Origin of the sequence: Cellulomonas chitinilytica (assembly GCF_016862675.1) — a bacterium.
GTDB lineage: Bacteria > Actinomycetota > Actinomycetes > Actinomycetales > Cellulomonadaceae > Cellulomonas > Cellulomonas chitinilytica.
Genome location: NZ_BONK01000008.1, coordinates 23206 through 37735 on the forward strand (window position 1 = coordinate 23206; position 14530 = coordinate 37735).

The 14530-nt window shown below is 70.1% G+C and carries 11 protein-coding genes; 6 read left to right on the forward strand and 5 right to left on the reverse strand.

Annotation, left to right across the window (positions count from 1 at the left end):
• Positions 1 to 7: 7 nt before the first annotated feature.
• A complete protein-coding gene (locus tag Cch01nite_RS12275) occupies positions 8 to 478 on the reverse strand; it encodes a MarR family winged helix-turn-helix transcriptional regulator (RefSeq protein ID WP_203754525.1) in 471 nt (156 codons plus the stop codon).
• A gap of 89 nt (positions 479 to 567) precedes the next feature.
• Here Cch01nite_RS12275 and Cch01nite_RS12280 point away from each other — a divergent pair, with 89 nt between their 5' ends.
• The 4 genes from Cch01nite_RS12280 to Cch01nite_RS12295 all read left to right on the forward strand — a co-directional run bounded on the left by Cch01nite_RS12280 (position 568) and on the right by Cch01nite_RS12295 (position 4100).
• Positions 568 to 1428 (forward strand): alpha/beta fold hydrolase, encoded by an 861-nt coding sequence (locus Cch01nite_RS12280; RefSeq protein ID WP_203754528.1) that lies wholly within the window; start codon positions 568 to 570, stop codon positions 1426 to 1428.
• Positions 1429 to 1496: 68 nt separating this feature from the next.
• The gene (locus Cch01nite_RS12285; RefSeq protein WP_203754531.1) at positions 1497 to 1856 is read left to right on the forward strand and encodes a hypothetical protein; all 360 of its coding nucleotides are present in this window, start codon (positions 1497 to 1499) and stop codon (positions 1854 to 1856) included.
• Positions 1857 to 2073: 217 nt separating this feature from the next.
• Entirely contained in the window at positions 2074 to 2718 is a 645-nt protein-coding gene (locus tag Cch01nite_RS12290; protein WP_203754534.1) for a fasciclin domain-containing protein, read from the forward strand.
• 515 nt (positions 2719 to 3233) lie between these two features.
• A complete protein-coding gene (locus Cch01nite_RS12295; protein ID WP_203754537.1) occupies positions 3234 to 4100 on the forward strand; it encodes a GNAT family N-acetyltransferase in 867 nt (288 codons plus the stop codon).
• Positions 4101 to 4172: 72 nt separating this feature from the next.
• Here Cch01nite_RS12295 and Cch01nite_RS12300 read toward each other — a convergent pair whose 3' ends face one another.
• From Cch01nite_RS12300 to Cch01nite_RS12315, 4 genes are all read right to left on the reverse strand, one after another.
• Positions 4173 to 6872, reverse strand: a complete 2700-nt coding sequence (locus Cch01nite_RS12300) for a GH39 family glycosyl hydrolase (RefSeq protein ID WP_203754540.1) — start codon at positions 6870 to 6872, stop codon at positions 4173 to 4175.
• Complete coding sequence (locus tag Cch01nite_RS12305; RefSeq protein ID WP_203754543.1) at positions 6869 to 8503, reverse strand: glycoside hydrolase family 43 protein; 1635 nt, start codon at positions 8501 to 8503, stop codon at positions 6869 to 6871. The genes Cch01nite_RS12300 and Cch01nite_RS12305 overlap by 4 nt, the downstream gene beginning before the upstream one ends.
• A complete protein-coding gene (locus Cch01nite_RS12310; protein ID WP_203754546.1) occupies positions 8500 to 10026 on the reverse strand; it encodes an alpha-N-arabinofuranosidase in 1527 nt (508 codons plus the stop codon). Before Cch01nite_RS12310 ends, Cch01nite_RS12305 begins: the two co-directional genes overlap by 4 nt.
• Positions 10027 to 10368: 342 nt before the next feature.
• Complete coding sequence (locus Cch01nite_RS12315) at positions 10369 to 11373, reverse strand: LacI family DNA-binding transcriptional regulator (RefSeq protein ID WP_203754548.1); 1005 nt, start codon at positions 11371 to 11373, stop codon at positions 10369 to 10371.
• A 342-nt stretch (positions 11374 to 11715) separates the two neighbouring features.
• On the opposite strand from Cch01nite_RS12315, the gene Cch01nite_RS12320 reads away from it, so the two are divergent.
• Positions 11716 to 13377: a type 2 periplasmic-binding domain-containing protein gene (locus Cch01nite_RS12320; protein ID WP_239070413.1), complete on the forward strand. Its 1662-nt coding sequence runs from the start codon at positions 11716 to 11718 to the stop codon at positions 13375 to 13377.
• 93 nt (positions 13378 to 13470) lie between these two features.
• Complete coding sequence (locus Cch01nite_RS12325) at positions 13471 to 14523, forward strand: ABC transporter permease (RefSeq protein ID WP_203754553.1); 1053 nt, start codon at positions 13471 to 13473, stop codon at positions 14521 to 14523.
• The last annotated feature ends 7 nt before the right edge of the window (positions 14524 to 14530 follow it).

Here is a 14530-nt window from a genome sequence, read left to right on the forward strand (position 1 = left end):
GAGGGCATCAGATGGGGTCGTGAGCGACCCATCCGGCTGCGCCCACGTCCACCGCCCCGTCGCCGACCAGCGTCACGAGGCTCGCCTCGAGCCGAGCGAGCTCGGCGGCTCCCAGCTTCTCCTCCCACCGCGCGCGCAGGTCCTCGAAGATCGACTCGCCCTCGCGCAGCACGTCGAACCCGCGGGTGGTGACCTGGAGCCGGTTGCGGCGGGCATCGGCGGGGTCCGGGCCGCTCGACACGTAGCCGCGGTCGACGAGGACGGCGATGGTCTTGGCGGCGGCCTGCTTCGAGACGGACAGGCGGCGACCGACGGCGGACGCGCTGTCCGCGCCGGCGATGATCGCGCGCATCGCGAACTCGTGCGTCGGGCGGAAGTCGTCGTACCCCCGTGCGGCCAGCTCGACCGTCGCGGCGTCCACGAGCGTGCGGAAGCCGCTCAGCAGCAGAAGAGCGAGGTCGGCGCCGTGTCGAGGCATGGCCGCAGCCTAGGACCCTGGGATGGACAGCGACAACCTGGTTGTCTATCATGAAAGACAACCCGGTTGTCTAATTGAGGAGGACGACGATGGCGCACGTGAGCCACCACATCGCCCAGGTCAACGGCGCAGAGCTCCACTACGTGTCCGCCGGCGCGCAGGGGTCCCCGATCCTGCTGGTGCACGGGTTCCCCGAGTCCTGGTGGGCGTTCCACAAGGTCATCCCGCTGCTCGCCGAGACCCACCGGGTCGCCGCCGTCGACCTGCGCGGGTTCGGCGACTCGAGCGTCGCCGGGCACGACCACGACAGCGCGACCGCAGCCGAGGACCTGCACGCCCTCATCGACCACCTCGGCCTCGGCCCCGTGCACGTCACCGGGCAGGACATCAGCGGGGGGACCGTCTTCCGGCTCGCCGTGACCCACCCCGAGGACGTGCTCAGCCTCACCGCGATCGAGATGGGTCTGGCCGGATTCGGGCTCGAGGGGCTGGCGGACGTCACGCACGGGGGCTCCTGGCACATCGGTGCCCTGGTCGCTCCCGGGATCCCCGAGCTGCTGTTCGCCGGGCGTGAGCGCGAGCTGCTCGGCCGGTGGGCGTTCCCGAGCATGACCGCCGTCACCGACTCGATCTCCGACGCCGACATCGACGAGTTCGCCCGCACCTACGCACGCCCCGGCGGGTGGCGCGGCGCGGTCGGCCTCTACCGCTCGATGCTTGCCGAGGGCGGCGACATCAGGGCGCTTGCCGAGGCGAGCCCGCTGACCGTCCCCGTCCTGGCCGTGGGCGCCGGCGGGGGAGCGTTCACCGCCGCGACGCTCAGTCAGGTCACGACCGGCCAGATCACGGCGGTGCAGCTCGACGGCGTCGGGCACTACGCCGCGCTGGAAGCCCCCGACGCCCTCGCGGCGCAGATCCTCACCTTCGTCGGCACCGTCGACGCCGCGTGATCGTGCGCGGCGCCCGCTGCTGCCGACGAGCGTCCTCGACGACAGGTCGCACGAGGACACTGGTGCCCGTGCGAGTCGCATTTGTTCACACCGCCCTGGTCGAGGTCGGCCCGGGTGCGGATGTCGCCGCCCCGGGCGCCGCCATCACGCTTGCGCTGTGCGGATCGTGGGAGCACGTTCCCCCGTGTCCGCTGGCCGCGCACCACACCGGCGTCGAAGAACTCGGCGATCAGGTCCGCCTGCGGATCCTGTTCGCCGCGGAGCCGGCCGACGAGCTCGAAGTGCGGGACCGGATCACGAAGGCACTGGCTGCGGGCGTCGTCACCAGACCGGACGGCTCGACCAGCGAGTGGGCCCTGATCAGCACAGGAGCAGCGAGCGTCGAACCGTCGGAAGAGACGCACGCCGTCAGGTTGGCGCGCGGTTGACGGCACGGTGGGGCTATCCCTGAGCCGCGTTCGCCGGACACCGACGGACCAGAACACTCGGTGCGTGAGCTCGTCGCTCGTTGACGAGTAGCGCGTGCGAGGTCGGGTGCATCCGTGCGATCCGTTCGGGGCGAAGGGAGGGCACGGGGGCCGCACCGGTGCCCGCGCGGTGCGGCGCTCGAGCGTCGACCGCGACCGTCGCACGAAGGAGCCCGCCATGAGGATCCGTCGCACGCTGTCCGTCCTGGCCGCCACAAGCGTGGTCGTCGGGGGAGGTCTGGTCCTGGCCCCCTCGGCAAGCGCCTCCGCACCCGCGGGGACGGCCAGCCTGGCCGCCCTGCTCGCCTCGGACGGAGACACGTTCGACCGCAGCTGGCGGGACTTCGACATCCTCGACCAGGCGGTCGGCGCGGTCCTCGCCGCCAAGCCGTCCAGCCCGGTCGCTGTGCTCGCCGACGGCACGGTCCCGCTCACCGCGTTCTTGCCGACCGATCGCGCGTTCCAGTTCTTGGCCAAGGACCTCACGCACCGCTGGTACGGCACCGAGAAGGAGGTGTTCACGGCTCTCGCCGCCGCGGTCGGCATCGACGCCGTGGAGCAGGTGCTGCTCTACCACGTCGTCCCGGGCGCCACGATCGACTCCACCACCGCGCTGGCCAGCGACGGCGCAGTGCTCACCACCGCGCAGGGAGGCACGTTCCATGTGGACGTGATCTCGCGGCGGTTCGGCATCGTGCAGCTGCGCGACCAGGACCGCAACGACCTGAACCCGTTCCTGATCCCCGGCAAGCTCGACCTCAATGCGGGCAACGTCCAGATCGCGCACGCGATCACGTTCGTCCTGCGCCCGGCGGACCTCTGAGAAGTGTCGCCTCAGTTCGTCGGCGCGGCCGGGCGAGACGTCAGCAGCTCGCCCGGCTGTCGCCCACGTCGGGACGAACTCGGTGGCGTTCCGACGAGCTGCTGCATCGCGAGAAGTCGGGACGGCTCGAACGACGCGCCCGGCAGACGGCGCACACCACCCGGGCGCGGTCCGTCCCGGGGTGCGGGCCGCGAGACGGGCAACCTCATGGCTGAGCAGGCGCACGTTCCAGGCCTGACAGGTCATCGAAGCGAGTGCGGCGCCTGATCCCATCGAAGGTGCGTGTCCCGCTTCCGGGTCTGAGCCGGTTGACGTCAGGCCTGAGCGACCGTGTCGGCCCATCGATGGTGCGGGGGGCCCGTCGATCTCAGCAGCCCGACGGCTCCGTCGTGCGCGACGACCCCGTGGTCCGACGTGCGTCGAGCATGCAGCGGCGGGTGGGTCACCTGCTCGCAGCAGGGCCGCCTTCAGTAAATCTGTGGGCGCCTCCGGGTTCTGCGGCGTGTGATGGCAGGGTGGCGATCACCCTGACGACTCCCACCGTCGATGAACTCGGCCACGTCGTCCGAACCCTTCGTGACTGGCAGGACGACGCCTCGCCGATGCAGCTGCATCCGGGCGACCTCGGCTGGTACTCGCGGTTCGGCGTGGACGCGCTGGCGGGAGCGGTTCGCACCTGGAGACGTAGCGGCCGGCTTCTGGCCATCGGGTTGTTGGACGGCGCGAACGTGCTTCGAGCGACCGTGGCGCTCGAGGCATGGCGCGATGAGGAGCTGGCGCACCAGGTCGTGTCGGATGTCTCCGACCCGGAGCGTGGCGTCCTGCCGACGGGCAAGGCGTCCGTCGAGGCACCCAACGGGACGAGAGTCCAAGATCTGCTGTCCGACGTCGGCTGGAGCACCGACGAATCCTGGACTCCGCTTCGCCGCGACCTCACGAAGCCGGTGGAACCATCGGGCCTGCGGGTCGAGGTGATCGGGCTCGGGGAGGAGTCCGAGTTCACGGCAGTTCACCGGTCGGCGTGGGGAAGCGCGCAGTTCACCGACGAGCGCTGGCGTGCGATGGCGGCCGGGTTGCTGGGCCCCGACGTGCGATGCCTCATCGGGCGTGACGCCGCGGGCGTCGCGGTGGCCGGGGTCACGGTGTGGTCGGCCGGCCCGGGGAAGCCGGGACTTCTGGAACCGATGGGCGTCCACGCCCAGCACCGCGGGCAGGGCTACGGCCGGGCAGTGTGCCTAGCCGCGGCGGCCGAGCTCCAGAGGTCGGCGTCGTCCAGTGCGCTGGTCTGCACACCCAGCTCGCTCGGTCCCGCAATCGCCACCTACGCCTCCGCCGGTTTCCAGCGACTTCCCGAGCGGCGGGACCGATCGCGCGATGCCTGACCCAGGGTGCCCGGTGCGGTCTGCCGGGACGTGGAGGACGACGTGCCGCGCGTCGTTGTCATGCGTGCACCGTCACCGCCTCGGCACCGACGACGGCCCTGGGGGCAGCTGGGCGACGGAGGCGACGGCCCAGGCCGGCAGGTCGATGTCGATCTCGAGGACGCCCGACTCGGGAACCGGCACGGTCCACCGGCGCAGGTCGTCCGCGACGGCCTTGAGCTCGGCGGTCTGGGCGCGGGTGAGGTTGACCGGCTCGCCCATCTGGTGCCACGCCTCCGCGGCGTTGCCGTGCTCCCAGTCGAGCAGCTCGACCTGGAAGACGGTCCCCGGCTCGATGCCCGCGACGGTGTGCTGTATCCGCCGGGCCGTCCCGATCTTCTTGTACGCGCGCGCCGCGGCGTAGGAGTCGTGCTGCTCGACGCCACGGGTGCCCATCTCGGCGGGGTAGTTGAGGAACACCGCGGACACGCGGCCGTCGTCGGACGAGCGGGTGATGATGCCCTGCGCGTCCTGGTGCACGACGCGGTCGCCCAGGCGGTTCAGCATCGCGACGGCGTGGAACGTGGGCTTGTGGATGCCCTGCTCGTTGACGAACCCGAAGCCGCCGTGGAACGGGCCGAGCCCGGCGCCGCCCTCCTCGAAGATGTCCGTGAACGTCCAGTAGGAGATCGAGTCCGCCAGCGCGGCGCCCTTCAGGAACGCGCGCGTGATGTACGTGGCGGCGAAGAGGGTGTCGTGCGTGCGGTCCCGGCTCGACGGCGAGCTCGACCACTCGGTGATGTGCAGCTCGGCGTCGGGGTACGGGCTCGCCGCGATGAGCTCCCGCATGAGGTGCAGGTCCTGCTCGGTGGCGTCCACGTGGCGGTGGATGGCCGTGAATCCGCTGCCGGTCCCGTCGGCCGCGTAGTCCGTCGGGTAGAGGTGGGTCGAGAGGAAGTCGAGCGGAAGGTCCCGCTCGGCGCAGTAGTCGATGAGCTCGCGGACCCAGACCGGCTGCCAGTCGAGCGCGTCAGGGTCGGGTGCCTGGCCGGTGGCGAACTCGGCCGCGCGGTCGTAGGTCTCGCCGGCGTAGCGGGCGTCGGGCACGAACACGGACGTCGACGGGCCGCCCACCTTGAGCTGCGGGTCGATCGCCTTGAGCGCTCGCGCGGTGGCCTCGTACAGCTCGAAGTACTCGGTGCGGGTGCCGGTCCAGAAGTGGGGCACCAGGTTGGGCTCGTTCCACACCTCGAACCGCCACTCCCGCACCTCGTCGAGGCCGTACCTCTCGATCCAGTGCCTCACCGTCTCGGTCACGAGCCGGACCCACTCCGCGATGTCGGTGGGCGGGCTGCAGTGCGCCTTCCACCAGAACAGCGTCTCGGTCTGCGTGGCCAGCTCCCGGGGCATGAACCCCAGCTCGACGAACGGGCGTGCGCCCGCGTCGAGGATCGCGTCGAACACCATGTCGACGTAGCTGAAGGTGATCTGCGGTTCGGGCAGCACCTCCGGCGGGGCGAAGCCGCCGCCGTAGGTGGCGCGGTACACGAACATGTCGTCGTGGAACAGGCCGTGGAACCGCACGAAGCGGACCCCCAGCACGTCCACGGCCTCGCGGAAGTGGGCCTGCCAGTCGGCGCGCAGCGCCTCGGCGGCCCGGCCCGCACCCACGCACCGGTTCCACACGTGGTTCAGTGGCGCGTCCGACGGCGGCGCGCCGTCCACTCGCAGCTCGTCGAGCGCATGCGCTTCTTGGGGCATGAAGATCTCCTGTGGCCCACGCGGTGTCTCCGCAGTGGCGGGTGTGCCCAGCCGCTGAGCGAGATCGTCCAGGGTGTCCGACGCGGGCCCGAACCCCACCCAGTCGAGGTGGCCGTGCGGCATGCCCGCCCGGGTCACCTGGACGACGTCGACCCCTGCCGCGCGGAGCCGCGTGCTGAAGAGCTCGCCGCTCGCCCGGAACGCATCGAGCTCACCGTTCTCCACGTAGGTCGGCGGGAAGCCCTCGAGACGGGCCGCGAGGCCGGGGAAGGCCTCGTCGTCGGACTGCTCCGGCTCGCCGCCGAGCACCGTGCGGTTCGTGGCCTCGATCATCCACGCCGGGAGCTGGAGCGCGCGCGGAGCAGCCGCGACCGCCTCGGCGAGCTCGGCCCCGAGCGCCGGCACCCGGGGGTGCAGCATCGGGTACACCAGCAAGGCCTGCCAGGGCGCCCGGCCGTCCTCGACCGTGCGCAGGGTCACGGCAGCCGCGAGGAAGGCCCCTGCGCTCGCGCCACCGATCGCGACCCGAGCCGCGTCGACCCCGAAGCGTGCCGGGTCCGCGCGCACGGCGTCGAGCACGGCGACGCAGTCGTCCTGCGGGACGGGGAACCGGACCGGCTCACCGCGCTCGTCGACGCGGTCGCCGACCGTGCCGCCGAGCTCGGGCATCACCGGGCACAGGCGGTAGTCGACGGACACGACGACGGCGTCCGCACGGCCGGCGACGCCGCGGGCGACCTCGTGCGCCTCCGCCATGTCGAGGTCACCCCACGAGAACGCGCCGCCGTGCATCCAGACCAGGCACGGTCGGCCGGCGTCGGGCGGTGTGCCCACCGGCGTGTAGACGCGCACGGGCACCGGGCCGTGCGGGCCGGGGACCGCCTGGTCGACCACCGTCAGGTCCCATGCCTCGGGCGGCCCGAACGGTGCCTTCCACTGCGCGACGACCGACTCGGGGATCTGCGTGAGCTCCGCGTAGTCCTCGACGAGGTGCCGGCGCGCCTCGAGCTCGGGCACCAGTCGTCTCGTCATGGCCTCGTCCCTTCGATGTCGTCGCCGACGCGGAACCAGTCGACGTCCACGTGCCCGCCGGCCTCGGCCGTGGCGTAGCAGAAGATCGCGAACCGGTACCCGGTGAAGTGGTCGAGGCTGTACTCCATCGCCAGGTCGTCGCCGATCGGCGTCCAGGCGGCACCGTCGAGCGAGTACGCGAACGAGGCGCGGTCGGCGGCGTCCCGGAAGTCCACGTCCACGCGGAGAAGGACCGTCTCGGCCGTCAGCGGCACAGGAGCGCTGGTGAAGGCGACGTTCCCGTGCCGGTCGGCACGGCGCATCACGAGCCGGCGGGCGCCGTCGGCCATCTCGACCCCCACGTACCCGTACTTCTGCTGGTACGCGGACAGGCCGGCGACGTCGCCGTCCACCATCGCGGAGACGTCCAGCGAGATCGCCGCGGCGCTCGCGGGCCCGCACGTGCGCTGGGTGAGCGTGTTGCGGGCGTCGAGGATGCCCGACGCGATGCTGCCCGTGGTCAGCCGCAGGTGGCCGGGCCGGTCGGCGAGCGACCAGAACCGGTTGTCCGGGTTGTGGTTCCACTGCCACGGCAGCCCGAGGCTCGACCCGTTCCAGGCGTTCTCGTCCGATGTCGTCAGGGCACCGGCGTCGGCCGTGTTCCAGTAGCCGGCCGGCGTGGGCTGGTTGTCGAAGTCGTCCGAGACGAGCAGGTCAGTCACTCCCGCCGACGCCCCTGCGGGGACCGTCATCCTGGCGTCGAGCGTGTAGACCGGCCACCCGTCCTCGTCCCAGGTCACGCGCGCCAGCTGCGGTGAGCGCCCGAGCGGCCCCTCGTCCTGGAAGAGCATCGCGTACCACTGCCCGTCAGCCGCCTGGACGACGCCGCCCTGAGCGACGCCGTCGCCCGGGCGCCCCTCGACCGGCACCGCCCGGCTGAGCACGATCCTGCCCTCCCAGGTCCCGCCCTGGGACTGCGGCGTCAGCGACGTCGACCGCCACACGACCTCCTGGCGGATCCCGTCCGTGGGCCACTCGATCATGAAGACGTAGTAGTGCTCGCCGATCTTGTAGGCGTGCGCGCCCTCGGCGTCCAGCCCGCTGGTCTGGTCGACGTTGGCGTCCTCGACGAGCCGCGTCGCCGGGCCGTCCCAGACGAAGGTGCCGTCGTCGTCCCGGCCGAGCCGGCGCAGGTCGATCGCTCCGCCGCCGTAGACGAGGTAGGCGTCCTCGCCGTCGAACAGGAGCGACTGGTCGTGGGCGTAGCCGTCGAGGACCGACCTCGTCCACGGCCCGTGCTCGACGCTCGGCGTCGCGTAGAGGTACGTCTTGCTCGTGGTCAGGCTGCCGACCGAGACGTAGAACGTGCCCTCGTGGTACGTGATGCTCGCGGCCCAGCTGCCCTGCCCGTAGGCGTTCTCCCCGTGGCGCAGGGCGAGAGCGTCCGTGTCGTCGAGGATCGGGCCGGTGTAGCCGGCGATCGACCAGTGCACCAGGTCGCTCGAGCGCATGATCGGCACGCTCGGCGCGAAGTACATGGTCGTGCTGACCATGTAGTAGTGCCGACCGTCGTAGACGACGTCCGGGTCGGGGACGTCCGCGAGGATGACCGGGTTGGCGAAGGTGAGCGCCCGGTCGTCATGTCCCGTCAACGGAGGCCGAGACCGACGGTGACGTAGGAGTGGGCGGGCAGGTCGACCTCGAGCCCGCGCGGGTGGGGCCGCACGCCGCTGTGCGCGGCCGGCGCGACGGCGTCGAGCTGCTCCGGGGTGTTGTGCGCGTCCAGGGCGGGCGCGGTCAGCACCCGCGCCTCGTGCCCGACGACGTCGCGGCCGCGCAGGTCGAGCACGACCGTCCGGTCGGTCTCGGTGTCGAGATTGGACAGGGAGATCAGGGCGGTGCCGTCCTTGACCGACGCGGACGCCGAGACCAGCGGCAGCTCGGTCCCGTCGACGGTCCGGGTCTCCACGCCGCGCAGGTGCACGGCGAGCGCGGCGGCGTCGTGGTGCCCGGCGTTCATCGCGAACACGTGGTACGTCGGGGTGAGCACCAGCGCGCCCGTGCCAGGGTCCGTCAGGATCATCGCCTGCAGCACGTTGACCGTCTGCGCGATGTTCGCCATCACGACCCGCTCGGCATGCCGGTGGAACGCATCGAGGTGCACGGACGCGACCAGCGCGTCGCGCAGCGTGTTCTGCTGGTACAGGAACCCCGGGTTCGTGCCCTTCTCCACGTTCCACCAGGTGCCCCACTCGTCGACGACCAGCCCCACCTTGCGGTGCGGGTCGTACCGGTCCATCACCGTCGAGTGGCGGGTGAGCAGCTCCTCCATGCGGAGAGCCCTGGCCATCGTCGTGTACCACTCGTCCGTGCCGAAGCCGGTGGCGTCGCCCTTGTCGCCCCACGAGCCCGACATCGTGTAGTAGTGCAGCGACACGGCCTGGAACGGCCGGGCCGGCTCGGCCGGGTCGGCGGCCAGGTCGTCGAACGAACGCATCAGCGTCTCGGTCCAGTGCAGGTCCGACTCGTTCGCGCCGGCGGCGATCCGGTACAGAGCGTTGCCGCCGTGGTTGCGCGAGTACGTGGCGTACTGCCGGGCCAACGACGCGAACTGCTCCGCACGCAGGTGCCCGCCGCACCCCCACGCCTCGTTCCCCAACCCCCAGAACGGCACCCGCCAGGGCGCGTCGCGCCCGTTCGCCCGGCGCAGCGCCGCCATCGGCGAGTCGTCCGCCCGGGTCAGGTACTCGACCCAGTCCGACATCTCCGCCACGCTGCCGGACCCGACGTTCCCCGACACGTACGGGTCCGCCCCGAGCAGCTCGCACAGGTCCATGAACTCGTGGGTACCGAACGCGTTGTCCTCCACGCCGTCACCCCAGTGCGAGTTGACCATCCGGGGCCGCTGGTCGCGCGGGCCGATCCCGTCACGCCAGTGGTAGTCGTCGGCGAAGCAGCCGCCCGGCCAGCGCAGGTTCGGGATCTGCAGGGCCCGCAGGGCCGCCACGACGTCGGACCGGATGCCACGCACGTTCGGGACGGGCGAGTCCTCTCCCACCCAGAACCCGCCATAGATGCACCGGCCCAGATGCTCGGCGAAGTGCCCGTACACGTGCCGGCTGATCGTCGCACCAGGCAGGTCGAGGTCGATGATCGCTGTCGTGGTGGTCGTCATTGTCTTCCCGTCGGTCGGATGATCGGCAGAACCGGGTCAGCAGGGGCATCGGGGCGTCGAGGCCGTCCGCGGCGCGCGTCGTCCCGCACCGCAGGCGAGCGCGCCGCGCTCGACCGACACGGCTCCCGCAACGCGTCGGCGCGATGGTGGGCGGTGGGGAGCCGCGGTGTCAGGTCGAGCTCGAGCCCGTCACGATCGGCAGCGGTCGGTGCCGCGTGGCGGCGATCGGCGACGCGGGGACTGCCCTGCGGGCAGGTGAAGGCACAGAGGTGCTCACGGGGCTGGTCTCCTTTGACCGGGTAGCGACGTGGGTGACGCGGAGAGCCGCTCGCTCGCGCGTGGCTAGGCGCCGCCGCGGGTGGATCCACGCACCACGAGGCGGACGGGTGCGACGACGTGCTCGGCAGGACCGGTCCAGCCCGACATCTGGCGGTGCAGCAGTCCGACCGCCGCCTCGGCCACGCCCTCGTGGTTGGCGTCGACCGACGTGATGCCCGGAGGGATGAAGCGTGACATGTCGAGGTTGTCGAACCCGGCGAGCTGGACGTCGACGGGGACGCGCAGCCCACTGTCCGCCAGGGCGGACAGCGCCCCGAGGGCGACGATGTCGGTGACGGCGAAGACGCCGTCGAAGGGCAGCCCCGAGGCGATGACCTCGAGCATCGCCTCGCGAGCACCGAGAGACGTGTAGTCGCTGACGGGCACGACGTAGGCCGGATCGGCGGCGAGGCCGGCTTCGCGACACGCGTGCTCCCACCCGGCGCGGCGGTCCGTGGTCATCATGTGTGCGGCGTCGAACGAGCATCCGAGCGCGAGGATGCGGCGCGATCCGCGTTCGATCATGTGTGCCGTGGCAAGGCGGGCACCTGACTCGTTCGCCAGGCGCACGTGGTTGAGGTGGTCGGGAACGTCGCGCTCGCCCAGCAGCACGATCGGCTTCGCGGTGCGAACCCGCCCCAGCTGCTCCAGGTCGAGACCGGCGACGGACAGCAGGACGCCGTCGTACATCTGGAGCCGCGCGACGCTCAGCGCCTCCATCTCCTGTTCCGCGTCGGCGCTCGTCCGTTCGAGGACGAGGTGACGCCCTTCCGCCTCGATCAGCGGGGCGACCTGGTCGGCGAGCTCGCCGAAGTAGTCGTGGAAGCTCGGGACGACGAAGGCGACGGTGTCGGTCCGTCCGGCCCGCAGGTGCCGCGCAGTCAGGTTGACCTCGTACCCGAGGGCTTCGACGGCCGCCATGACGCGGGCGCGCGTCGGCTCGTTGACGGGAAGGCGCTCGTTGAGGACGTTCGACACGGTCATGACCGAGACGCCGGCCGCGCGGGCCACGTCCGCCATCCTCACCATGCGCATCCTCCTTCCCGCGAGATTCTGCCAGTCCAGCGTGCGCTCGTCTGACCCGGAGGCCTGGCCACGCCGCCGGGGCAGCGCACAATATATCGATAAAAAGTAGGACGGCAAGGCCCCTGCCCCGTGACCATCTTGAGATCTGCGGGGGCTTGACGGCTCGGGACGGCGTGCCTACTTTAACGCTAAAATCCCGCTCGGGATGAGGACGCCAAGCCCCCAACTTGCGTCCGATCGCGCGGGTTCCAGTCAAGGACGACCGGAACCGTTCTCAAGGGAGAGACCTCGGTGCGTACCGCAAGAACGAAGTTGTCAGCTCTTGTCCTGGTGGCGGCAGTGTCCGTGGGACTTGTCGGATGCACCTCTGACGGCGACCCCCAAGAGGGCTCCTCGAAGGCTGCCGTCATCCCCGAGGGTGATCTCGCGGACAAGTCGGGGACGCTGACCCCCAGCAACCCGACGACGCTCACGACCTGGATCACGTCGGCCCAGCAGGCCCCGGCACCGGACAACAAGATCACCAAGCTGCTCAAGGACCAGCTCGGTGTCACCCTGAAGTACGAGATCGTCACTCCGGACAACGTGGACCAGAAGATCGGTGTCATGCTCGCGGGCGGCGAGTACCCCGACCTGGTCGGCACCACCGACCTGAAGCTGCGCCTCCTGGAGGGCGGCGCTCTCCTGCGTCTGGACGACATGCTGGACACCGGGGACTACCCGAACCTCGCCGAGTACGTCAAGGACGACATCAAGAAGATGAGCTACTCGGGCGACGAGGTCGACCCGGGCCTGTACATCTTCCCGAACTACAACCGCTTCTACGGCGAGCCCACGGGCGGCACCTACTACGGTCCCGCGTTCTGGATCCAGAAGCGTGTGCTCGAGGACGCCGGCTACCCGGACCTCAGCACCATGACGCTCGACCGCTACTTCCAGCTCATCGCGGACTACAAGGCGAAGCACCCCCAGACCGACGGCGCCCCGACCGTCGGCTTCGAGGTCCTGGCCTCCACGGGCCGCGAGTGGGGCATGACCAACCCGCCGGCGCTGCTGTCGGGCTCCCCGAACAACGGTGGCGTCATCGTCGACGACAAGAACCACGCGTCGATCTACGCCGACAAGGACGTCGCGAAGGACTTCTACAAGGTCCTCAACGAGCAGTACGACGCGGGTCTCGTCGACCGCGAGTCCTTCACCCTGACGTACGACCAGTACACCGCGAAGCTGGCGACCGGCGCCGTCCTCGGCATGCACGACCAGGGCTGGGACTTCCAGACCGCCACCCAGTCCCTGCAGAGCGCCGGCAAGGACGAGTACACCTACGTGCCCCTCATGCCCGTCTACGACGGGAAGAAGCCGTGGTACGCCGACCGCCCCGTCATGAACACCAATCAGGGGTTCGGCGTCTCCGTCTCCAGCAAGCAGCCGGAGAAGGCACTGAAGTTCCTCGACGTCATGATGAGCGAGCCCTGGCAGAAGGCGCTCTCGTGGGGCGTCGAGGGCGAGGACTACCAGGTCGGCGACGACGGCATGTTCACCCGCACGGACCAGCAGCGGATCAACTACAAGGACATCACCTGGCGTGCCTCCAACCGTCTCGACGCGCTGCTCGACGTGCTGCCCAAGCACAACGGCCAGTTCTCCGACGGCAACGCCTTCAGCCCGGACGACCAGCCCGCCGAGTTCTTCGCGACGCTGACCGACTACGACCGCAACGTCATGGAGAAGTACGGCAAGAAGACCTGGCTCGAGTTCATGAACCCGCAGCCGGAGAACCCCAAGTACTACCCGGCGTGGAACATCGGGCTCTCCGACGACGCCAACCAGGTCAACCAGCAGCTGACCGACGCCAACGTGCAGAACCTGCCGAAGATCATCGCCGGTGATCCTGCCGACTTCGATGCGAGCTGGAAGGCCTACGTCGACGCCATCCACAAGATCGACGTGAAGGTGTACGAGGACGCCGTCAACGCCGGCATCAAGGACCGTCTGGCCAACTGGTAACAGTCCGCGAGCACTCGTGGTGGGGGGCGTGCGCCCCCCACCACGACGCGTTCTCGACGACCACCCACTGCTCCTGACGACGAGGTTGGACAGATGACGGACGCACCGGTCAGCACCCTGGTGACCGCCACCGGGATCGAACCGGTCCTGGAGCCCGCGAGCAGCTCGCCGGCCCCGGACCGCAAGGCCCGAAAGAAGGCAGTGAAGGAGCCCAAGCGCAAGATCACCTGGGACAGGGTCTGGGCGCAGCGAGCCCTGCTCGCGATGGCGGTGCCGCTGCTGATGTACCAGATCCTGTTCAAGTACGTCCCGGTCTACGGCTGGGCGATCGCCTTCCAGGACTACAAGCCGGGTCGCGGCAGCATCTTCAACCAGAAGTGGGTCGGCTTCGAGAACTTCGGCGACCTGTTCACCGGTGTCAACGGTGAACGGTTCCGCCGGGTCGTGATCAACACGCTGGGACAGTCGATCCTGACCCTGGTCGTCGGGACGGTCGGGGCGATCGTCCTGGCGCTGCTGCTGAACGAGGTCAAGAACCTGCCGTTCAAGCGGGTCATGCAGAACATCACGTACATGCCCCACTTCCTCAGCTGGGTGATCGTGGCGAGCCTGGCATCGGTGGCACTCTCGCTGCCCTCCTCCGGCGGGTTCATCAACCAGGGCCTCATGAGCCTGGGCCTCGTCCACGAACCGGTCCTGTTCCTGACCGAGCCGAACCAGTTCTGGGGGATCGTCGCCGGGACGAGCCTGTGGAAGGAGCTGGGCTGGAACACGATCCTCTACCTGGCCGCGATCACCGCGATCGACCCGAGCCTGTACGAGGCCGCCGAGGTCGACGGAGCAGGCCGCTATCGCAAGATGTTCAACATCACGCTCCCGGGGATCAGGCCCACGATCGTCGTGCTGCTCATCATCAACAGCGGCTGGATCCTGTCCACGAACTTCGAGCTGCCGTACTTCCTCGGCAACGGCCTGATCTCCGAGAGGGCCGAGACGATCGACGTCTTCGTGCTGCGCTACGGCTACCAGCTGGGGAACTACAGCCTCGCCGTCGTCGCGGGCATCTTCAAGACCGTCGTCGCCATCATCCTGGTGGGCTCGGCGAACCTGGCGGCCAAGCGCCTGAACCAAGAGACGCTGGTCTAGGAGGACC